Source organism: Prodigiosinella confusarubida (assembly GCF_002847015.1).
In the GTDB taxonomy this organism is placed as follows: Bacteria; Pseudomonadota; Gammaproteobacteria; order Enterobacterales; family Enterobacteriaceae; genus Prodigiosinella; species Prodigiosinella aquatilis.
In genome coordinates, this window is sequence record NZ_CP025085.1 from 1,966,101 (window position 1) to 1,988,095 (window position 21,995).

Below are 21,995 nucleotides of genomic sequence, written 5' to 3' on the forward strand. Positions count from 1 at the left end.
TATGCCTAAGATTGTTTTTCTGCCACATCAGGACTTATGTCCAGACGGGGCGGTTTTGGAAGCAGAATGTGGTGAAACCATTCTCGACGTTGCATTACGCAATGGTATTGAAATTGAACATGCCTGCGAAAAGTCCTGTGCCTGTACCACTTGTCACTGCATTGTCCGTGAAGGATTTGATTCGTTGCCGGAAAGTACCGAGGATGAAGACGATATGCTGGATAAAGCCTGGGGGCTGGAACCAGAAAGTCGTTTAGGTTGTCAGGCGCGGGTCACCGATGAAGATCTGGTGGTGGAAATTCCACGGTACACGATTAACCACGCACGCGAACATTAACAGGAGAAAAGTATGGGGCTGAAATGGGCGGATAGCCGCGCTATTGGTGAGGCGCTCTATGATTGTTATCCTGATGTTGATCCGAAAACGGTGCGTTTCACCGATATGCACCAATGGATTTGTGAATTAGATGATTTTGATGATCAGCCCGAGTCTTCTAGTGAAAAAATTCTGGAAGCAATTTTGCTGGTCTGGCTGGATGAAGCTGAATAACCCGTATGGCGGGCTGCTATCTGGCGGCCCGTTTTTTTCTTTTTCATTTTGGCAAAACTGGCCTGATAAAAGAAGAGCCTAATTGGGAGCATTATTATGACAACCGAAACTATGCTGATAACCCTTTCCCACCAACCTGCTGATGCGCGCTGGGGCGAAAAAGCCACGTTAACTGCCAACGAACAGAGCTTTACCATTCATCTGTCAGGTGATGCTCCACTGAATACTATTCAGCGCGCGGCACGAAAAATTGACGGGCAGGGTATTAAACACGTCAAGCTGGCAGGTGAAGGCTGGGATCTGGAAAGTAGCTGGGCGTTTTGGCAAGGTTACCGCGGGCCGAAAGGGAAATGTATTGTCGATTGGGCCCCGCTGGATGAAACCGCGCAACTGGAACTGGATCGTCGCCTGAAAATTATCGACTGGGTGCGCGATACTATTAACCTGCCGGCAGAGAATCTTGGACCGGAACAATTAGCGACGCGAGCCATCGATCTACTGTGCGCCGTGGACTGTGATTCGGTGTCCTACCGCATTACCAAAGGTGACGATTTGCGCGAGCAAAACTATGCCGGCCTGCACACGGTCGGCCGTGGTTCTGATCGTTCACCAGTATTGCTGGCGTTGGATTACAACCCAACGGGTAACCCGGATGCGCCAGTGTTGGCCTGTCTGGTAGGGAAAGGAATTACTTTTGATTCCGGTGGCTATAGTCTGAAGGGCAGCAGCTTCATGGATTCCATGAAGTCTGATATGGGTGGGGCGGCGTTGGCGACCGGCGCGCTGGCGCTGGCGGCTTCCCGTGGTTTGAAACAACGGGTGAAATTGTTCCTGTGCTGTGCGGATAACATGGTCAGCGGTAATGCTTTCAAACTGGGTGATATTATCAGCTATCGTAACGGTAAAACGGTGGAAGTAATGAATACCGATGCGGAAGGTCGTCTGGTACTGGCCGACGGTCTGATTGATGCCTCTGAACAGAATCCACAGTGGATTATCGACTGTGCGACGTTGACTGGTGCAGCAAAAACCGCATTGGGTAATGATTATCACGCGCTATTCAGTTTTGATGATGCGCTGGTAGACTCGCTGATGAGCAGTGCACGTGAAGAGAATGAACCGTTTTGGCGTCTGCCGCTGGCAGAGTTTCACCGTCAGCATTTGCCTTCCAGCTTTGCTGAGCTGAACAACGTGGCTGGGTCGGCACATACTGCTGGTGCCAGCACGGCTGCCGCTTTTCTCTCCTATTTTGTGAAAAACTATCAGCAAGGCTGGCTGCACATCGATTGCTCCGCCACTTATCGTAAAAGTGCCGTAGAACAGTGGTCAGCGGGAGCAACCGGTTTAGGGGTACGCACACTGGCCAACTTCTTGTTGAGTAAAGCGGATTAAATAAAATAGTGCCAGCTATGTGTGGCTGACCTTGATCTTGTTGGCAGAATGACGTCGGAGAACCGTAGTATCATCACAGGTTATCTGGCGTTATTTTTTATTGAGAAACAGCCTGGTTGCCAACCGATGTTCGACTCGGTGGATAAGGTTGTTATTGTGAGGATTGTTATGGATTTTTCACCGCAGAATAAACTGGAAGAAGTCTTAACGTTGGCAGCAACGGAGCCAGCGCATCGGCCTGAGTTTTTCAGTGAGCTTATGGACGCAACGGTTTATGTTCTGGGCAGTAGCGATGAGAATGAGGTATTCGGAGAAAAAGCATCGCAGTCGGACAGTAACATCCAACTTCAGCATTGGGAAAAACCTGATGGTAGCTCAGTGATTCCTTTTTTCTCTTCACTGGAAGCGTTGCAACTGGCTGTGAGTGAAGAACAGGCATTTTTGGCGTTGCCAACCCGTACCCTGTTTGAACTTACGCAGGGAGTGGCCCTATTCTTGAATCCTAAATTACCCTATGGGAAAGAGTTCCTGCCGCAGGAGATTGAGCATCTGCTTTCTGGTGAAGGCAACAGTCTGATTCAGCAGAGCGTGATTGAAGACGACGCTGAAATACTGATTGGTCAACCAGCTGAAATGCCAGTACAGATGATTGACTCGCTGACTCAACTGTTTACCAAATATCCGCAGGTGCATCGGGCGTTTCTGGTACAGATTCAGGAGCCAGATGAGGAACAGCCGCACCTGTTGATTGGTATTGATGCAGATAACGATGTCGAAGACATTATTCATGCGGCGGGTACGGTGGCCAGTGATACGTTACCGGATGATGGTTCGATCGATCTTTGCCTGGTACGGAACAATGAACCCGGTATCAGCCATTATATGACACAGCACACTACACCGTTTTATGAACGCAAATGGGGTAGTTTCCTGCGGGATTTCAAAAAGACGGTTCAGGCCTGAGACGTTGGGCCGACTGAGAATCGCTCGTTTTTGAGTATCTGTCGAACGACAAGGGATCCGTGCTCATGCAGAACACGGATCCTGGACGTTACGTCCGGGTGGTAACCGGCAGATCGTCTCTGGCACCCCATTCGCTCCAGGAACCATCGTAAAGTGATACCTGTCTGGCATTCAGTGCTGTAAGCGCGAGAACGACCACCGCGGCAGTAACACCAGAACCACAGCTGGCGATGACTGGACGCTGAATATCTACGCCATGCTGGTGGAAAATGGCTGTCAATTCTTCTGCCGGCTTTAATGCGCCGTCGGCAACCAGCTCTGTCCAGGGGACGTTAAGGCTACCGGGAATGTGGCCGCAGCGCAGCCCCGCTCGTGGTTCATTCGCTTCGCCGTTAAAGCGGGATGCCGACCGAGCGTCAACAATTTGTTCCGAATGATCGCGGCTGATAGCCAGCACCTCGTCACACTGGCGAATTTTTGTCGCATTAAGATGGGCATGGAACGTCGTTGCCGGACGGTTTATGTCCCCTGTCTCCAGCGGAAACTGACGTTGCTTCCACCCAGCCAGGCCACCGCTAAGAATAGACACCCGATTTACACCAAATGTACGCAACATCCACCAAGCGCGTGGTGCAGAGAAAAGATTGCCTTCATCATAGACAACAAAATGTTGTTGCTCGCTGAGTCCCAGTTTTCCCATCTCCAGAGAGAATACGTTAGTATCCGGCATCATATGTGGGAAAGGACTTTGATGATCAGAAAACGCTTCAATATCGAAAAAAACGGCGCCAGGCAGATGACCTGCGTTGTATTCATTATGCATATCGCCGGTCGTACTGCCTGCTGTCAGCATGCGGGCGTCAATCAGTGCTATATCAGGATCGTTCAGATGTGTGCTAAGCCAGGATGATGAAATAAAAATATCGGAACAGGATGTAGACATAAAACCTCCCACACTGGGGCTGATCTCGTTGCCCCTGAGTGACACAAGAGGTTAATTATCAGTGATTTTCCCGGGACCGGCAAGTCATGCTGTTATCGCTGGATCAACTCTTGTGTTCATCGTCCGAGATTGTTGTGTCAGTTATTCTCGTGCATTGCTGCGAAATACGGAAAATTTGAGAGGAAGAGGATAATGTTTTTTTAAAAAAATGTTATTACGCTGGTAGGCAAGCAGCGCTGGTGCCCCTATAATCGGCGCCACTTTCACTGGCCGGTATTATAACTTTCTCAACCGGCTGTTTCCGTTAGTTATTGAACGAGGTCACTATGACGGTAGAACGTACCTTTTCCATCATAAAGCCCAATGCTGTGGCAAAGAACGCTATCGGCGCGATTTATGCCCGTTTCGAAAGCGCTGGTTTTAAAATTATTGCAGCTAAAATGCTGCATCTGACCCGTGAGCAGGCAGAAGGTTTTTATGCCGAGCATAAAGGTAAACCCTTCTTCGATGGCTTGGTGGATTTCATGACCTCTGGCCCGATTATGGTGCAGGTACTGGAAGGTGAGAATGCTGTCCAGCGTAACCGCGACATTATGGGGGCGACCAATCCGGCTAACGCACTGGCAGGTACGCTGCGTGCAGACTATGCCGATAGTTTCACTGAAAATGCCGTTCACGGTTCCGATGCAGTTGCTTCTGCCGAGCGCGAAATTGCTTATTTCTTCAGTGCTGATGAAATCTGCCCGCGTTCTTGTTAATGGTGGCGGGTCTGCGTGACGCCTTAATAAAAAGTCGGCCACGGTAGCATCGTTGTTTTAAAGTTTGTACAATGTCACGCCCTGGATGAGCACGAGCTTACTGGGGCGTTTCTTCTGTATATCACACCTTTTCGCGCCATAACGTGTAATAACGAGGCCATGAGTCATTATGTCTGAACAAACTGCATCCCCAATTTCTGTTGTATCTGACGCTATTGTCAAAAAAGACGCTGAAAAAATTAACCTGCTGGATTTTAACCGCCAGCAGATGAGAACTTTCTTTGCCGAGTTGGGGGAAAAACCCTTTCGGGCCGACCAGGTCATGAAGTGGATGTATCATTACTGTTGTGACGATTTCACCCAGATGACCGACATCAATAAGGTCTTACGCGGCAAATTGCAGGAAATTGCAGAAATTCGTGCGCCGGAAGTGGTAGACGAACAGCGCTCTTCCGATGGCACTATCAAGTGGGCGATTCTGGTTGGTGGCCAGCGTGTGGAAACGGTGTATATTCCGGAAGAAGATCGCGCAACATTGTGTGTTTCGTCTCAGGTGGGCTGTGCGCTGGAGTGTAAATTTTGCTCTACCGGGCAGCAAGGGTTCAACCGTAACCTGCGAGTATCGGAAATTATCGGACAGGTATGGCGCGCGGCAAAAATAATCGGTACGGCCAAAGTGACCGGGCAACGTCCTATCACCAATGTGGTAATGATGGGGATGGGGGAGCCGTTGTTGAATTTGAACAATGTTGTACCTGCAATGGAAATCATGCTGGATGATTTCGGATTCGGGCTATCCAAACGTCGCGTCACGCTCTCGACATCGGGCGTGGTACCTGCACTGGATAAACTTGGCGACATGATTGATGTGGCACTGGCTATCTCCCTGCATGCGCCAAATGACGAAATTCGTAACGAAATTATGCCGATTAATAAAAAGTATAATATCGAAACGTTCCTGGGGGCAGTACACCGCTATCTGGAGAAGTCCAATGCCAACCAGGGGCGCGTTACGGTGGAGTATGTGTTGTTGGATCACATCAATGATGATACCGAGCACGCCCATCAGCTGGCGGCATGTCTGAAAGATACGCCATGCAAGATCAACCTGATTCCATGGAATCCGTTCCCTGGCGCACCTTATGGACGTAGTTCCAACAGTCGTGTTGACCGTTTTTCCAAAGTATTGATGGAGTATGGCTTCACCACGATCGTACGTAAAACCCGTGGTGATGACATTGATGCCGCCTGCGGACAGTTGGCTGGGGAGGTTGTCGACCGGACTAAACGTACTTTGAAGAAAGCAATGGCTGGGGAACCTATCACCGTCAAGACGGTCTGATTGCTGACAATCTTTATCAGGTATGAAGGTGATAAATACTTTTTTGCGGCTTATCATACTATGCTGTCACTTGTGACAGTTTCAGGTAACATACGACATACTGTTGGCCAGGATGGCACAAGGATAGTCAGGGATGAATCAGCAGTGTTGGCAGAAGTGTTGGCAGAGAAGCGCATGGTTGCTAGTCTCCATCCTCGTAGCAGGATGTAGTGATTTGTCACATAAGATGAATCCGCGGTTGGCACAAACGCGTTTACAATTGGGACTGGCGTATTTGGCACGTAATAACCTGGATGCCGCCCGCGATAATTTGGAAAAAGCGGTACTGGCTTCACCGGGTGATTATCGTACTCAACTGGGAATGGCGCTTTACGAGCAACGTATCGGCGAAAATGGTGCAGCTGAGCAGCGCTATCGCCAGTTGTTACGGCAGGTACCCGGTAATAGTGACGTGATGAATAATTACGGTGCGTTTCTTTGTGGTTTAGGGCAGTATGTAGCGGCTCAGCAACAGTTTCGTGCGGCTATACAACTCTCTGATTACAGTCAGGTTGCTGATGCTCTGGAAAATGCGGGGTACTGCTTTTTCAAAGCTGGGCAGGATGAAGACGCACGTCAATTGATTAGCCGGGCGCTGAAGTACGACCCCGACAAAGGGGGGCGGTTGCTGTTGGAAGCGGACCATCAGTTCGTGACAGGACATTATGAACAGGCGCAATTGCTCCTGGATATTTATCAGCCGATTCTTCCGGCCAGTGCTGAAAGTTTATGGCTACAGATTCGTTTCGCCGCGCTGGCGGGGCATACTGACGAAGTCAATCGTTATGGTTTGTTGCTGGCGCAAGGTTTTCCACAATCTAAACGGTACCAGCAGTTTTTAGCTAATGAATACTGAAGCCACTCAAGATAACACTGCATCAACGATAGCTACACCGGGCGAACGCCTGCGTCAGGCACGTGAGCGTTTGGAATTTACGCAACAAGTCGTTGCCGAACGCTTATGTCTGAAAGTGTCTACTATTCGTGAGATCGAAGAAGACAATACACCCGCCAGCCTCTCTCCTACTTTTCTGCGTGGCTATATCCGTTCCTATGCCAAATTAGTCCATCTGCCCGAAGATGAGCTGCTGCCGATGCTGGAAAAGCATGTGGTTCCCAGCCGAACCTCCAATGTGGCACTGATGCAGACTTTTTCGTTAGGCAAGAGCCGTAAAAAGCGAGACGGCTGGCTGATGATGCTCACTTGGTTAATTCTGCTGGTCGTTTTAGGATTGACCGTCGCTTGGTGGTGGCAGAACCATCAGGCACAGCAGCAGGAAATCAATTCTATGGTGGATCACACCAGCGCAGCGCAGACGAGTGGTGGGGAGCAGTCTGTTGCTCTCGGCCATAGTGAGCAGGCGCCGGTAGATCCTGATGAAAGTGCCGCTGCCGGAAGCGAAACCACTAATACAGCGGCACCTGCCGATAATACCGCCACTGATACAAAAAATCCTCCTGTCGCCGAGGTACAGCCATCGGTTCCGCCAGTAACGGTTCCGTCACAGTCGGCAACGGTTCCATCACAGTCGCCAGCGGTTGTTTCACCCAGTCAGGCACCGGTTCAGTCATTGCTGGGCCAGAGTGCTACTGCTGCTGCCAGCACTTCGCCTGGTAGTGTGACAACAGCGGCGAATACCATTGTTATGCATTTTACAGCGGACTGCTGGCTGGAAGTGGTGGATGCTTCTGGTAAGAAATTATTCAGTGGTGTTCAGCGAAGTGGCGGCTCACTTAACCTAAGTGGTCAAGCGCCTTATCGACTGAAAATTGGTGCACCTGCGGCAGTACAGATTGAATATCAAGGTAAACCAGTTGATTTGAGCCGGTTTGTAAGAAGCCATCAAGTTGCGCGCTTAACGCTTGCCGCACAGTAATACTCTGCAGTCAGCAGTAGTGATTTTGGAGAAGAAGTAATGCATAACGCAGCGCCCATTACCCGTCGAAAATCAACCCGGATTTACGTTGGTAAGGTGCCTGTAGGTGATGGGGCACCGATTGCTGTGCAATCGATGACCAATACCCGGACCACTGATGTCGATGCGACAGTTAAACAAATCGCTTCATTGGTGCGTGTCGGGGTTGATATCGTCCGTGTTTCCGTGCCAACGATGGATGCTGCCGAAGCATTCAAGTTGATTAAACAGCAAGTGGATATCCCTCTGGTGGCCGATATACATTTCGACTACCGTATTGCGTTGAAAGTTGCCGAATATGGTGTCGATTGCCTGCGTATTAACCCTGGCAATATCGGTAATGAAGCACGTATCCGTTCCGTAGTGGATTGTGCACGTGATAAAAATATTCCTATCCGTATTGGTGTTAATGCTGGCTCGTTGGAAAAAGATATACAGGAAAGGTATGGCGAGCCGACACCGGAAGCATTGGTGGAATCAGCCATGCGGCACGTGGATATTCTGGATCGCCTTAACTTTGATCAGTTCAAAGTTAGTGTGAAAGCCTCTGATGTTTTCCTGGCGGTGCAATCTTACCGTTTGCTGGCATCCCGCATTGATCAGCCACTGCATTTGGGTATCACGGAAGCAGGTGGTGCCCGTAGTGGTTCGGTCAAGTCGGCGATCGGGCTGGGTATGCTGTTGTCGGAAGGTATCGGCGATACACTTCGTATTTCACTGGCGGCAGATCCCGTAGAAGAGGTCAAGGTCGGTTTTGACATCCTGAAATCCCTGCGCATTCGCTCTCGCGGTATTAATTTTATTGCTTGCCCCACCTGTTCACGTCAGGAGTTTGACGTGATTGGTACGGTGAATGCGTTGGAACAGCGTCTGGAAGATATCATCACCCCTATGGATGTTTCCATTATCGGTTGTGTGGTAAACGGCCCGGGTGAAGCACTGCTTTCAACACTGGGTGTTACCGGCGGTAATAAGAAAAGCGGTTTTTATGAGGATGGCACTCGTCAGAAAGAGCGTTTTGATAATGACCAGATGATTGATCTGCTGGAAGCGAAAATCCGTGCCAAGGCCACAATGCTGGATGAAAAACAGCGTATTGCGATCAACATGGTTGATAAATAATCTTTGCGGCATGATTGGATGCAATTGTGCCTAAATCCTGAATTAATAGACCTGATGATGCCAGCACTACATTGAAGAAGTGGCGCTGTTCCTCCTATAATCGGACCTATTTTTTGAAAAACGCATAGAGAACTGACGTGGCGAAAAATATTCAAGCCATTCGCGGCATGAACGACTACCTGCCAGCCGAAACGGCATTGTGGCAGCGTATTGAGGACAGTCTGAAACAGGTACTCGGCAGTTACGGTTATGGTGAAATCCGTACACCTATTGTTGAGCAGACATCTCTGTTCAAACGAGCTATTGGTGAAGTGACTGATGTCGTGGAAAAAGAGATGTATACCTTTGAGGATCGTAATGGCGATAGCCTGACATTGCGTCCTGAAAATACCGCGGGTTGTGTCCGTGCCGGTATTGAGCACGGTATTCTGTACAATCAGGAACAGCGGCTGTGGTACGTTGGCCCAATGTTTCGCCATGAACGTCCACAGAAAGGCCGTTATCGTCAGTTTCACCAGCTTGGTTGCGAAGTCTTTGGGCTGAAAGGACCCGATATTGATGTCGAACTGATGCTGATGACCGCTCGCTGGTGGCGAGTGTTGGGGATTGCGGAACACGTAACACTGGAACTGAATTCCATTGGTTCATTGGACGCCCGTGCCCGTTATCGCGAAGCGTTGATCGCGTTTCTTGAACAGCATAAAGATCAACTGGATGAAGATTGTCTGCGGCGTATGTACACCAACCCGCTGCGAGTTCTTGATTCAAAAAATCCTCAGGTGCAGGTGTTATTGGATGACGCGCCGATACTTACCGCTTATCTGGATGATGAATCCCGCGCGCATTTCAATGAATTGTGTGAACTTTTAACGCAGTCGGGTATCCCATATAAGATTAATCCGCGTCTGGTTCGTGGTCTGGATTATTACAACCGTACCGTTTTTGAATGGGTAACCAACAGTTTGGGCTCCCAGGGAACGGTATGTGCCGGTGGTCGTTATGATGGCATGGTAGAGCAATTGGGGGGACCGGCCAATACACCAGCGGTTGGTTTTGCCATGGGACTTGAGCGTCTGATTCTACTGGTTCAGGCGATTAATCCTGAATTCGCCGCGTTACCCAGTGTTGATGTTTACCTGATTTCTTCCGGTGTAGGCACGCAGAGTGCGGCGATGCAACTGGCCGAAAGACTGCGTGATGATATGCCGCAGCTGAAAGTGATGACTAATTACAGCGGTGGTAATTTTAAAAAGCAATTTACCCGTGCGGATAAAAGTGGCGCACGTGTTGCGCTGGTGTTAGGTGAAAATGAAGTAGCTGCCGGTGAGGTTGTGGTAAAAAACCTGACCAGTGGTGAACAGGAAACACTGATGCAGGCCGACGTTGCCGCACGATTGGCAACGCTACTGGGTTGAGGAGAACGACACCGTGGAAGTCTATACCACAGAGAATGAACAGGTTGAGGTTGTTCGCCGTTTCTTTGCAGAAAACGGCAAGGCGCTTGTTGTCGGTATTGTGCTTGGTATTGGTGCACTGGCTGGCTGGCGTTTCTGGCAAAGCCATCAGGATGGTAATGCGATGGCGACATCAGCTGCTTACCAACATGTCAGCGACATGCTTACTGCTGGCAAATCTGATGCTGTTGCCGCGGTAGAGAAATTTTCTGCTGATAACAGTAATAATTACGGTGCACTGGCATCGCTTGAGCTAGCACACCACTTCGTGGAACAAAAAGATTTTGCTAAAGCTGATCAGCAGTTAAAACAGGCGCAGGGACAGACGAAAGATGATGATCTGAAAGCGTTGGTCAATCTGCGTTTGGCTCGTATTCAGTTGCAGGAAAATAAAGCGAATGAAGCGCTGAAAACACTTGATATGATCAAGCAGACCGGTTGGGAAGCGCTGGCTGCTGACGTTCGCGGTGATGCACTGGCTAGCAAAGGGGATAATAAAGGGGCGCGTGATGCTTACAACAAAGGCATGGCGGCAAATCCTCCCCAGGCATTGCAGTCTTTATTACGCTTGAAATTGAACAATCTGCCCAGCTAAGAGGAATTCCATGCAATTGCATAAAACACTTTTTGTAGGATTGATTTCTGTTGCCCTACTGAGCGGATGTTCCTTGTTCGATCACGAAGAAGATGTTGTCACTATGTCTCCGTTACCTCAGGTTGAGAATCAGTTCACACCAACCAAGGTTTGGAGCCGTTCTGTTGGTGATGGTACTGGCGAGTTTTACTCTAATCTGGGGCCAACCTGGCAGAATAATCAGGTTTATGCCGCTGACCGTCATGGTGTGGTAAAAGCGTTAGACTTAACTAATGGCGAAGAAAAGTGGCGTGTCGATCTGTCAGAAAAGACAGGTCTGTTTTCCCGTAACCGTTCAGCCCTGTTATCTGGTGGGGTTTCTGTATCCGGTAATCGCGTGTACATCGGCAGTGAAAGAGCGCTAGTCTTTGCCCTGAATGCAGATGATGGTGCCAAGGTATGGCAAACCAAAGCGGCAGGTGAAGTGCTTTCTCGTCCGGTCATCAGTGATGGTATGGTACTGATACATACCAGCAACGGTATGCTGCAAGCATTAAATGAATCTGATGGTTCCATTAAATGGACGGTTAGCCTTGATATGCCAACGCTGTCGTTGCGTGGTGAATCTGCGCCAACCACAGCATTTGGTGCCGCAATTGTTGGCGGTGATAATGGCCGTGTTAGCGCCGTGATGATGAATCAGGGGCAGTTAATCTGGCAACAGCGTATTTCTCAACCAAGTGGCGCGACAGAAATTGATCGCCTGAACGATGTGGATACGACACCAGTAGTTGTGGGCGATGTTGTGTATGCACTCGGCTATAATGGTAATATGACGGCATTGGATCTGCGCTCTGGTCAAATCGTGTGGAAACGTGATCTGGGGTCGGTAAACGATTTCATTGTTGATGGTGATCGTATCTATCTGGTAGATCAGAATGATCGGATTGTAGCGCTGAGTACCAGTGGCGGCGTTAATATCTGGCGCCAGAGTGATTTGCTGCACCGTAATCTGACGGCACCCGTTTTGTTCGATGGTTATCTGGTCGTGGGGGATGCGGAAGGTTATCTCCACTGGGTTAATACTGCCGATGGCCGTTTTGTTTCCCAACAGAAAGTGGATGGTTCTGGCTTTTTGAGCAAACCGGTGGTGGCCAGCGACAAATTACTGGTACAGTCTAAAGACGGTGAGGTTTACGCTTTCACCCGCTGATACACCAACAGTATGCCGGATCAGAATGTTCATCATCACATGATCCTTTTAACGGCTCCTGACACTATCAGGGGCCGTTTCGTCTTTTATCATCAGTGAGTGATACTTGCTGTAACAAATTGAAATATAAGCAATGAGGTTGTAACAATGATACCTGTCGTCGCGCTGGTCGGGCGCCCGAATGTGGGTAAATCCACGCTGTTTAACCGCTTGACGCGTACCCGTGATGCATTGGTGGCGGATTTCCCAGGGCTGACGCGTGACCGCAAGTATGGTCGTGCTGAGGTAGAAGGGAATGAATTTATTGTCATTGATACCGGAGGCATCGATGGTAGTGAGGAAGGGGTGGAAACACGTATGGCAGGCCAATCACTGCAAGCTATCGAAGAGGCCGATATCGTCCTGTTCATGGTGGATGCCCGTGATGGTTTAATGCCGGCAGATCGCGGCATCGCCCAGCATCTGCGCAGTCGTGAAAAGCCCACCTTCCTGGTTGCCAACAAAATTGACGGGATTGACGCGGATACTGGTATTGCCGATTTTTACTCGTTGGGATTAGGCGAAGTGTACCCTATCGCAGCATCTCATGGTCGAGGTGTCACTTCATTGCTGGAAAAGGCTCTACTGCCTTTTATTGGTGAGGCGCCTGAACCGAAAGAACTGACGGAAGAAGAGGCTAATGCGGCCTATTGGGCGGAGCAATTGGCTGAGCAGCAGTCCGATAGCGAAAATAGCGAACCGAAGGATGATTTCGATCCCGAATCGTTACCCATTAAACTGGCTATTGTCGGGCGGCCCAATGTTGGTAAGTCCACGCTCACCAATCGGATTTTGGGTGAAGATCGTGTGGTGGTTTACGATATGCCGGGAACCACCCGGGACAGTATCTATATTCCAATGGAACGTGACGGCCGTGAATATGTCCTGATCGATACTGCCGGAGTCCGTAAGCGTGGGAAAATAACCGAGACGGTAGAGAAGTTTTCGGTTATTAAAACCCTACAGGCGATTGAAGATGCGAATGTAGTCCTGTTGGTGATTGATGCCCGGGAAGGTATTTCTGATCAGGATCTCTCGCTGCTGGGCTTTATTCTCAATGCTGGCCGTTCGCTGGTGATTGTGGTCAATAAATGGGATGGGTTGTCACAGGAAGTAAAAGATCAGGTGAAAGAAACATTGGATATGCGCCTGGGCTTTATTGATTTTGCCCGTATCCATTTCATTTCTGCGTTGCATGGCAGTGGTGTCGGGAATTTGTTTGAGTCAGTCACTGAAGCTTACACATGCTCTACTCGTCGGGTAGGAACTTCCATGCTGACCCGTATCATGCAGATGGCGGCAGATGACCATCAGCCACCGTTGGTGCGTGGTCGCCGAGTAAAACTGAAATATGCACATGCCGGTGGCTATAATCCACCGATTGTCGTTATTCACGGCAATCAGGTAAAAGATCTGCCGGATTCCTATAAACGCTACCTGATGAATTATTACCGTCGTTCACTGGATGTTATGGGAACGCCAATCCGTATTCAGTTCAAAGAAGGTGAGAATCCCTTTGCGGATAAGCGCAACACATTGACTCCAAATCAGCTTCGTAAGCGCAAACGTTTGATACAGCACATCAAGAAAGGTAAGTAATCACATACGGGGCAGAGCATATCTGCCCCGTTGTTTTATGCCATTACCATAGACCAGATATCGTTTGACATTAACGTGGAGAGAAATAATGGAAGCCGTTTGTCCTCAGTGTCAACATGAAATGCAATGGCGAAACGACGAACATTTTTACTGTGCCATCTGTCAGCAGGGATATCTCCGCCAGATATTCTGTCCTGAGTGCCACCAGGCGTTACACGTGCTGAAAGCTTGCGGTGCAGTTGATTACTTCTGCCAACATGGTCACGGGCTGATCTCGAAAAAGCAGGTTGAATGCCATTACCAACCGGAATGAGCGGCGATTATCCCGAAGGGCCGTTACGCCAGAGCGCCTCCAACTCCACTGGTGCATCGCATTCTGGAATGAGTAGCACAATATCCTGATGTGAGGCATTGTGCTGATTGCTGTAGCTGATATGAATGCGGTAATAAAACTGATCGCCACGACCCGGTGGGCTCTGTCGATCAGGTTCTCGTACCGCAGAGAAGATGTTGCGCAGTATTGCACACGTTTTTTCCCGCGCCGGAGACGGGATATCGGCCAGCGCAAAACGTCGATGCCCCGCGAGTTTGGGTATCCAGGCAAAACCACCTTCACGTGCCAGTTCAATCACTGCATCATCAGTCAAAGCGGGCTGAATGTTCATTGGTTATTCCCGTTTCCACACCGACCTGATACCAGGCCTGAATGACAATATCGGCAACGACGGCATTAAAACGTTTTTCAGCATGTTCGGCAGTGAATTTGGCAAAAACGGAAAAATCGGCATTCTGGGGTAGTGATTTATCACATAGTGTGTCGTACCAGATCTGCCCGGCTTTTTCCCAGGAATAGCCCCCCAACCCCATTGCCGTCAGATAAAATGCCCGGTTGGGAATGCCGGAATTAAGATGGACTCCGCCATTATCTTCACGTGTATTGATATAGTCACGCATATGTGCTGGCTGTGGGTCGGTTCCCAGCAATAAATCATCATAAGCTGTGCCGGGTCTGGCCATAGAGCGTAGGCCTTTACCGTCAATATTCTCTGCCAGCAGACCTTCGCCGATGATCCAGTCCGCTTGTTGTGCCGTTTGTTTATGGTAGAACTGTTTTACCATGGAGCCAAATACGTCGGACATCGACTCATTGAGCGCCCCAGACTGACGGAAGTAGATGAAGTTTGCTTCACTTTCAGTGATGCCATGCGTCAGTTCATGGCCGACCACGTCAATCGCGGTAGTAAAACGGTTGAAAATCTTGCCGTCGCCATCACCAAAAACCATCTGCTGCCCATTCCAGAAGGCGTTCTGATAATCTTTGCCATAATGCACGGTCCCAGAAAGCGGTAACCCTTGGTTATCTAATGAATTACGGCCGAATATCTGCCAGAAAAAATCATAGGTGGCGCCCAGATAGTTGTACGCTTCATCGGCAGCGATATCACCATTACTGGCTTGGCCCTCGGTACGTACCTGGATTCCCGGCAGTTGCTGTTGATGTTCTGCATTATAGATTTTCCGATCAACCTGACCGCCAGTGTATATCTCATGCGGCACGGGTTTGGATAACATCTCTACCATCAGCGATTGGACATGCATTAATGTCTGTTGGGCACAACGACGCTCTTCATCAGAACCATTGTTGATAATACGATGCAGGATATAGGGGGGGATTATGCTACGTATTAGCCTCATGCCTCATCTCCTTATGATAGGTGAACATCATGTATGCTGATGCTCATCCCTACTCATAGATAACCAGTAATGAAGCGATAAGTATAGTGTAGAGATCAGATCTTCTGTTTATAACGTTTTTTCACGACAGTTGCGGATTCTGAGCGAATTTCGGTTATCTGGCTTGCTACCCATCCATCCTGAAGGCGAGTTTTCAGGGTATCGCCGATGGACGCCTGAATAGTTCTTTTCATTACCTGACCATCAGATGTCGATGTCACACTATAGCCGCGTGCCAGCGTTGCTAGCGGACTGACCGCTTCCAGGTGGGAACAGGTTTCACCAAAGCGCTGTTTATGCTGATTTAGCTGCCGTTCCACGGTCTGTTGCAATTGATAACGCAGTTGTTGCAAATGCTGCTGAGCACGGTGAATCCGCGGTTGCGGTTGTTGCTGCATCAGACGTTGCAACTGTCGCTCATGTTGACGCGCAGCATGACGAAGCCGGATTTGTATTACATCGTCTAATCGCTGACGCAGCCGGATCAGCTGATTTTGCTGCCTTGCCAGCCGTAGCTGTGGGTGCTGTTGCTGCAAGCGATGATAAAAGCGACTAAAGGTTTGTGCACGCTGAGCCAGATAGTAATCCATGCTCATTTCCAGCCGCTGACGCAAGGATTGGATCTGTCGTAGTAGTTCTGGATGATTACGGCTGACCAGTTCGGCGGCGGCTGAAGGCGTCGGCGCACGCAGGTCAGCGACGAAATCGGCAATGGTGACATCCGTTTCATGGCCTACGGCACTGACCACAGGAATAGCGCTGGCAAAAATGGCCCGTGCCACTCGTTCATCATTAAAACTCCATAAATCTTCCAGTGAACCGCCGCCGCGCCCAACAATCAGAACATCACATTCCTGACGCTGATTCGCCAGTTCAATGGCGCGGACAATTTGTAATGGCGCTTCATTACCCTGAACCGCTGTGGGGTAAATGACCACGGGCAAAGATGGGTCACGGCGTTGTAAAACTTGCAGGATATCGTGTAGTGCCGCACCGCTGGCAGAGGTGATAACGCCTACTTGTTTGGCGGGTTTAGGCAGGAGTTGCTTGTATTTCTGTTCAAACAAGCCTTCAGCGGACAGACGCTGTTTCAGTTGTTCAAACTGCTGTTGCAGCAGACCATCACCGGCGGGCTGCATACTTTCTGCCAGCAACTGGTAATCCCCGCGAGGCTCATACAGAGTAATGATCGCCCGGATAAGCACCTGTTGGCCATTCTGTGGGCGGAAGATTACCCGGCGATTGCTATTACGGAACATGGCGCAACGCACCTGTGCACGCTCGTCTTTCAGCGTAAAATACCAATGGCCGGATGCAGGTTGCGAGAAGTTGGATATTTCACCGGAAAGCCAGATCTGACCCATTTCGCCTTCCAGCAGTTGTTTAACCGTCTGATTAAGGCGACTTACGGTGAAAATTGCAGAAGAAGGAAGTTGAGACATTGTGAGCCAGATCAAATTTTAAAACAGTGACTTAATTGATCGATACTACCTGCCTGTAAAAGGTAATCAAGCATTTTAGTAAAAAAATGCTGGAGGCAACCGATTACGCTCTGTATAATGCCACGGCAATATTTTATCTAATCTTCCACCCACCCTTGGTGAGATATTGCCCATGCTACGTATCGCTAAAGAAGCACTAACGTTTGATGACGTTCTCCTTGTTCCCGCACATTCTACTGTCCTGCCTAATACGGCTGATTTAACCACTCGACTCACGAAAACGATCAGTCTGAACATTCCTATGCTGTCCGCAGCGATGGATACTGTCACCGAATCTGGTCTGGCGATTGCGCTGGCTCAGGAAGGCGGATTAGGTTTTGTTCACAAAAACATGTCTATTGAGCGTCAGGCAGAAGAAGTCAGCCGTGTAAAAAAACATGAAAGCGGTGTGGTTGTCGATCCACAAACCGTAACACCAACCACAACGTTGCATCAGGTAAAAGAACTGACCAAGCGTAATGGTTTCGCCGGTTACCCAGTGGTTACCGAAGGCAACGAGTTGGTAGGGATTATCACTGGTCGTGATGTTCGCTTTGTAACTGATCTTAACCGGCCGGTCAGCGATTTCATGACAACGAAAGAGCGTCTGGTGACGGTAAAAGAAGGTGAAGCACGCGAAGTCGTATTGCAAAAAATGCATGAACGACGCATTGAGAAGGCGCTGGTCGTGGATGATCAGTTCCATCTGGTTGGGATGATCACCGTTAAAGATTTCCAGAAAGCAGAGCGTAAACCGAATGCCTGTAAAGATGAGCATGGGCGTCTGCGTGTTGGTGCGGCAGTTGGTGCTGGTGCGGGTAATGAAGAGCGTATCGATGCACTGGTCGCAGCGGGTGTTGATGTATTGCTGATCGACTCGTCTCACGGTCACTCTGAAGGCGTGCTACAACGTATTCGTGAAACCCGTAACAAATATCCCGAGCTGCAAATTATCGGCGGCAACGTAGCGACTGGCGCAGGTGCGCTGGCGCTGGTTGAGGCGGGTGTCAGTGCGGTGAAAGTGGGTATCGGTCCTGGTTCTATCTGTACCACTCGTATCGTAACGGGTGTGGGTGTACCGCAGATTACCGCTATTTCAGATGCCGTGGAGGCACTGGAAGGTACGGGCGTTCCGGTTATCGCTGATGGCGGCATTCGTTTCTCCGGCGATATTGCCAAAGCCATCGCCGCGGGCGCAGCCTGTGTCATGGTGGGTTCCATGCTGGCGGGTACGGAAGAGTCTCCTGGAGAAATTGAGCTCTATCAAGGGCGTTCTTTCAAATCTTATCGCGGTATGGGGTCGCTGGGTGCGATGTCCAAAGGGTCTTCCGATCGCTATTTCCAGTCTGACAATGCCGCAGACAAATTGGTGCCGGAAGGTATCGAAGGTCGTGTCGCGTACAAAGGGCGTTTGAAAGAGATCGTTCATCAACAGATGGGCGGCCTGCGTTCCTGTATGGGATTGACCGGATGCGGAACCATTGATGAGCTGCGAACTAAAGCGGAATTTGTCCGTATTAGCGGTGCGGGTATTCAGGAAAGCCATGTCCACGATGTAACCATCACCAAGGAATCGCCGAATTACCGTATGGGTTCATAAGGTGGTTTGCAGGCGGATTTAACCCGTTAAACCCGGTAATCTTCACCGGGTTTAATCACTTTTAGCTTTTTGTATTTGGAATATATTTCCCATGACAGAAAACATTCATCAACACCGCATTCTTATTCTGGATTTCGGTTCTCAATATACGCAGCTGGTTGCACGGCGGGTTCGTGAACTGGGCGTTTACTGTGAGCTTTGGGCATGGGATGTCACTGAAGCGCAAATCCGCGAATTCAATCCAAATGGGATTATTCTTTCCGGTGGACCGGAAAGTACCACTGAGTTCAATAGCCCACGTGCCCCGGAATATGTCTTCCAGGCGGGCGTGCCTGTTCTGGGTGTGTGTTATGGCATGCAGACCATGGCGATGCAACTGGGTGGGACGGTAGAAGGTTCCAATGAGCGTGAATTTGGTTATGCGCAGGTTGAAGTCAAGGCGGACTGCACGCTGGTTCGGGATATTCAGGATTCTATCAGCGGTTTTGGTGTTCCAGTGTTGGATGTGTGGATGAGTCATGGCGATAAAGTGACGGCGATTCCTCAGGATTTCGTGACCATTGCCAGCACGGATACTTGCCCGTTTGCCATTATGGCGAATGAAGAGAAACGTTTTTACGGCGTTCAGTTCCATCCAGAAGTGACACACACCCGTCAAGGACAGCGCATATTAGAACGCTTTGTGCGTGATATCTGTCAGTGTGAAGCGTTGTGGACACCCGCCAAAATTATTGATGATGCTGTGGCCCGCCTTCGTGAGCAGGTAGGGAATGATAAAGTGATTCTCGGCCTGTCTGGTGGTGTGGATTCTTCCGTGACCGCCATGCTACTACATCGTGCCATTGGCGAGCGTCTCACCTGCGTGTTCGTGGATAACGGATTGCTGCGTCTGAATGAAGCTGAGCAGGTGCTGGACATGTTTGGCGATCACTTTGGTTTGAACATCGTGCATGTTCCGGCAGAAGAGCGCTTCCTGAGTGCGTTGGCGGGCGTGGATGAGCCGGAAGCGAAACGTAAAATTATCGGTCGTGTGTTTGTTGAAGTATTTGACGAAGAAGCCAGCAAGCAGTCTGATGTGAAATGGCTGGCGCAGGGCACTATTTACCCGGATGTTATTGAATCTGCTGCTTCTGCAACGGGCAAGGCGCATGTCATTAAATCTCACCATAATGTCGGCGGTTTGCCGAAAGAGATGAAGTTGGGTCTGGTTGAGCCGTTGAAAGAGCTGTTCAAGGATGAAGTCCGCAAGATTGGTCTGGAACTGGGTCTGCCGTATGACATGTTGTACCGCCATCCGTTCCCGGGGCCAGGTCTGGGCGTTCGTGTACTGGGCGAAGTGAAGAAAGCGTATTGCGACCTGTTGCGTCGTGCGGATGCGATCTTCATCGAAGAGCTGCATAAAGCCGACTTGTACAACAAAGTCAGCCAGGCATTCACTGTTTTCCTGCCAGTGCGTTCGGTGGGCGTGATGGGCGATGGGCGTAAATACGATTGGGTGGTTTCACTGCGTGCAGTAGAAACCATCGATTTCATGACCGCACGCTGGGCGCACCTACCGTATGATTTCCTCGGTCGTTGCTCCAACCGCATCATCAATGAAGTCGACGGCATCTCCCGCGTGGTTTATGACATCTCCGGAAAACCACCCGCGACGATTGAGTGGGAATAATGCTCCTTTAAGAAAGGTCTGGCATTAACAGGCACCAAATCATACTTAAGTCCGCGTAATTGCGGACTTTTTTTGTTTTTAGCTTAGTCATTTTTGGCAATGTCTGGCAACGCCAAGCACGGTTTGACCGTGGTATTTTGATGGGTATGATTCATCAGTAATACCATGGATTACGCCCGATACCATGCTGAGTGTTTTTGATGGGGCATGGTATTAAATTTTTATATCTATCTGTTTTATAATGATTAATCCATAATTATTTAGAGGTTTTTCAGCATGGTATCAAACAAGAATAATAGGTCGAAACATGCTGACTGATACCAAGCTACGCAATCTCAAGCCTAAAGATAAACTTTACAAAGTTAATGACCGTGATGGTCTTTATGTTGCTGTCACCAAAGCGGGGTCTATCTCCTTTCGCTACAACTACTCAATCAATGGCAGACAAGAAACCATCACCTTTGGCCGCTACGGAGTCGGAGGCATCACGTTAGCAGAAGCGCGTGAGCGTCTCAATGAAGCGAAGAGAATGGTTATTGATGGAAAGTCACCGGCCAAAGAGAAAGCCCGTGCGAAGGCGAGAACGAAAGATGCTGAAACCTTTGGTGCCTGGGCTATAAAATGGCTGCGTGGCTATCAGATGGCCGATTCTACCCGGGATATGCGTCGTTCAGTCTATGCCCGAGAACTTAAAGATAAATTTGGTAACTGGAAGCTTACAGAAATTACCCATGAGGATCTGCGTTCACTGACTGACTCGATAGTAGAGCGTGGAGCGCCCGCAACGGCTGTACACACGCGTGATATTGTACTCCAGGTGTATCGGTGGGCTATTGAGAGAGGGCAGAAAGTTGAGAACCCGGCAGACCTAGTGAGGCCTGCAAGTATCGCTCGATTTGAACCAAGAGACCGAACCTTAACACCGGCTGAGATTGGTTTGATGTACCGCTATATGGAAAAGGTAGGAACCACGCCTTCGATTCGTGCTGCGGTAAAGTTACTGTTGCTGACCATGGTACGTAAAAGCGAATTAACCAATGCGACCTGGAGCGAAATTAACTTTAGCGAAGCGTTGTGGACGATTTCTAAAGAGAGGATGAAACGGCGTAATCCTCACCTGGTATTTTTGTCACGCCAGGCGATGGACATTTTGATCGCCTTGAAGACATTTGCCGGTGGGTCTGATTACATTCTTCCTTCTCGTTATGACTCCGATGCCCCAATGAGCAGTGCGACGATGAACCGAGTCATGGATTTGACATACAAAGCCGCGCAAAAGGAAGGTCAGTCACTAAGTAAGTTTGGGCCGCATGACCTACGTAGAACAGCGAGTACATTGCTGCATGAAGCAGGGTATAACACTGACTGGATAGAAAAATGCCTGGCGCACGAACAGAAAGGGGTGAGGGCAGTTTACAACAAAGCCGAGTACCGAGAACAGCGCACGGCTATGTTGCAGGATTGGGCTGACATGATTGATGAGTGGGCCACTTAGTATCTTGCTATCAATTATACGAGTAAGTCTTAACTTGATCTGTCAGATGTGATGAGAAATTAATCATATCTGACAGCCATACAAGTACTATTTTTGACTCGTCTCATTTTAA

Annotated in this window: 21 protein-coding genes; 17 read left to right on the top strand and 4 right to left on the bottom strand. The window is 49.4% G+C overall.

Going from position 1 to position 21,995, the window contains the following annotated elements:
* The first annotated feature begins 1 nt into the window (after position 1).
* The 4 genes from fdx to sseB all read left to right on the top strand — a co-directional run bounded on the left by fdx (position 2) and on the right by sseB (position 2,905).
* Positions 2–337 (top strand): ISC system 2Fe-2S type ferredoxin, encoded by a 336-nt coding sequence (fdx, locus tag CWC46_RS09080; RefSeq protein ID WP_021016905.1) that lies wholly within the window; start codon positions 2–4, stop codon positions 335–337.
* Positions 338–349: 12 nt separating this feature from the next.
* Positions 350–550: a Fe-S cluster assembly protein IscX gene (gene iscX / locus CWC46_RS09085; protein WP_021016904.1), complete on the top strand. Its 201-nt coding sequence runs from the start codon at positions 350–352 to the stop codon at positions 548–550.
* 96 nt (positions 551–646) lie between these two features.
* Positions 647–1,942: an aminopeptidase PepB gene (gene pepB / locus CWC46_RS09090; protein WP_021016903.1), complete on the top strand. Its 1,296-nt coding sequence runs from the start codon at positions 647–649 to the stop codon at positions 1,940–1,942.
* Positions 1,943–2,110: 168 nt separating this feature from the next.
* Positions 2,111–2,905, top strand: coding sequence for an enhanced serine sensitivity protein SseB (sseB, locus tag CWC46_RS09095; protein ID WP_021016902.1), 795 nt, complete (start codon positions 2,111–2,113; stop codon positions 2,903–2,905).
* A gap of 88 nt (positions 2,906–2,993) precedes the next feature.
* Here sseB and sseA read toward each other — a convergent pair whose 3' ends face one another.
* A complete protein-coding gene (gene sseA, locus CWC46_RS09100) occupies positions 2,994–3,848 on the bottom strand; it encodes a 3-mercaptopyruvate sulfurtransferase (protein WP_021016901.1) in 855 nt (284 codons plus the stop codon).
* Between the two features lie 326 nt (positions 3,849–4,174).
* Here sseA and ndk point away from each other — a divergent pair, with 326 nt between their 5' ends.
* From ndk to CWC46_RS09150, 10 genes are all read left to right on the top strand, one after another.
* A complete protein-coding gene (ndk, locus tag CWC46_RS09105; RefSeq protein WP_021016900.1) occupies positions 4,175–4,606 on the top strand; it encodes a nucleoside-diphosphate kinase in 432 nt (143 codons plus the stop codon).
* A 169-nt stretch (positions 4,607–4,775) separates the two neighbouring features.
* Positions 4,776–5,948, top strand: coding sequence for a dual-specificity RNA methyltransferase RlmN (rlmN, locus tag CWC46_RS09110; RefSeq protein WP_021016899.1), 1,173 nt, complete (start codon positions 4,776–4,778; stop codon positions 5,946–5,948).
* Positions 5,949–6,081: 133 nt separating this feature from the next.
* Entirely contained in the window at positions 6,082–6,843 is a 762-nt protein-coding gene (gene pilW / locus CWC46_RS09115) for a type IV pilus biogenesis/stability protein PilW (RefSeq protein WP_021016898.1), read from the top strand.
* Positions 6,833–7,864, top strand: coding sequence for a cytoskeleton protein RodZ (gene rodZ / locus CWC46_RS09120; protein ID WP_021016897.1), 1,032 nt, complete (start codon positions 6,833–6,835; stop codon positions 7,862–7,864). Before pilW ends, rodZ begins: the two co-directional genes overlap by 11 nt.
* Before the next feature lie 39 nt (positions 7,865–7,903).
* A complete protein-coding gene (ispG, locus tag CWC46_RS09125; RefSeq protein WP_021016896.1) occupies positions 7,904–9,025 on the top strand; it encodes a flavodoxin-dependent (E)-4-hydroxy-3-methylbut-2-enyl-diphosphate synthase in 1,122 nt (373 codons plus the stop codon).
* A 137-nt stretch (positions 9,026–9,162) separates the two neighbouring features.
* On the top strand, positions 9,163–10,440 hold the full coding sequence (hisS, locus tag CWC46_RS09130; RefSeq protein ID WP_021016895.1) for a histidine--tRNA ligase: 1,278 nt from the start codon (positions 9,163–9,165) through the stop codon (positions 10,438–10,440).
* Positions 10,441–10,453: 13 nt separating this feature from the next.
* Positions 10,454–11,074 (top strand): YfgM family protein, encoded by a 621-nt coding sequence (locus CWC46_RS09135; protein WP_021016894.1) that lies wholly within the window; start codon positions 10,454–10,456, stop codon positions 11,072–11,074.
* 10 nt (positions 11,075–11,084) lie between these two features.
* A complete protein-coding gene (gene bamB / locus CWC46_RS09140; RefSeq protein ID WP_021016893.1) occupies positions 11,085–12,266 on the top strand; it encodes an outer membrane protein assembly factor BamB in 1,182 nt (393 codons plus the stop codon).
* 147 nt (positions 12,267–12,413) lie between these two features.
* The gene (gene der / locus CWC46_RS09145; protein WP_021016892.1) at positions 12,414–13,904 is read left to right on the top strand and encodes a ribosome biogenesis GTPase Der; all 1,491 of its coding nucleotides are present in this window, start codon (positions 12,414–12,416) and stop codon (positions 13,902–13,904) included.
* An 88-nt stretch (positions 13,905–13,992) separates the two neighbouring features.
* The gene (locus tag CWC46_RS09150) at positions 13,993–14,217 is read left to right on the top strand and encodes a zinc ribbon domain-containing protein (RefSeq protein ID WP_021016891.1); all 225 of its coding nucleotides are present in this window, start codon (positions 13,993–13,995) and stop codon (positions 14,215–14,217) included.
* 7 nt (positions 14,218–14,224) lie between these two features.
* Here the strand turns inward: CWC46_RS09150 and CWC46_RS09155 are convergent, their stop codons facing one another.
* The 3 genes from CWC46_RS09155 to xseA all read right to left on the bottom strand — a co-directional run bounded on the left by CWC46_RS09155 (position 14,225) and on the right by xseA (position 17,080).
* Positions 14,225–14,569 carry a protealysin inhibitor emfourin gene (locus tag CWC46_RS09155; RefSeq protein ID WP_021016890.1) on the bottom strand — a complete coding sequence of 115 codons (345 nt, stop codon included), beginning with the start codon at positions 14,567–14,569 and terminating at the stop codon, positions 14,225–14,227.
* A complete protein-coding gene (locus CWC46_RS09160) occupies positions 14,544–15,599 on the bottom strand; it encodes a M4 family metallopeptidase (RefSeq protein ID WP_021016889.1) in 1,056 nt (351 codons plus the stop codon). The genes CWC46_RS09155 and CWC46_RS09160 overlap by 26 nt, the downstream gene beginning before the upstream one ends.
* Positions 15,600–15,694: 95 nt before the next feature.
* Entirely contained in the window at positions 15,695–17,080 is a 1,386-nt protein-coding gene (gene xseA, locus CWC46_RS09165) for an exodeoxyribonuclease VII large subunit (RefSeq protein ID WP_021016888.1), read from the bottom strand.
* A gap of 172 nt (positions 17,081–17,252) precedes the next feature.
* Here xseA and guaB point away from each other — a divergent pair, with 172 nt between their 5' ends.
* The 3 genes from guaB to CWC46_RS09180 all read left to right on the top strand — a co-directional run bounded on the left by guaB (position 17,253) and on the right by CWC46_RS09180 (position 21,883).
* Positions 17,253–18,719, top strand: coding sequence for an IMP dehydrogenase (gene guaB, locus CWC46_RS09170; protein ID WP_021016887.1), 1,467 nt, complete (start codon positions 17,253–17,255; stop codon positions 18,717–18,719).
* Between the two features lie 91 nt (positions 18,720–18,810).
* The gene (gene guaA / locus CWC46_RS09175; protein ID WP_021016886.1) at positions 18,811–20,388 is read left to right on the top strand and encodes a glutamine-hydrolyzing GMP synthase; all 1,578 of its coding nucleotides are present in this window, start codon (positions 18,811–18,813) and stop codon (positions 20,386–20,388) included.
* A gap of 307 nt (positions 20,389–20,695) precedes the next feature.
* Positions 20,696–21,883 carry a tyrosine-type recombinase/integrase gene (locus tag CWC46_RS09180; RefSeq protein ID WP_021016885.1) on the top strand — a complete coding sequence of 396 codons (1,188 nt, stop codon included), beginning with the start codon at positions 20,696–20,698 and terminating at the stop codon, positions 21,881–21,883.
* The last annotated feature ends 112 nt before the right edge of the window (positions 21,884–21,995 follow it).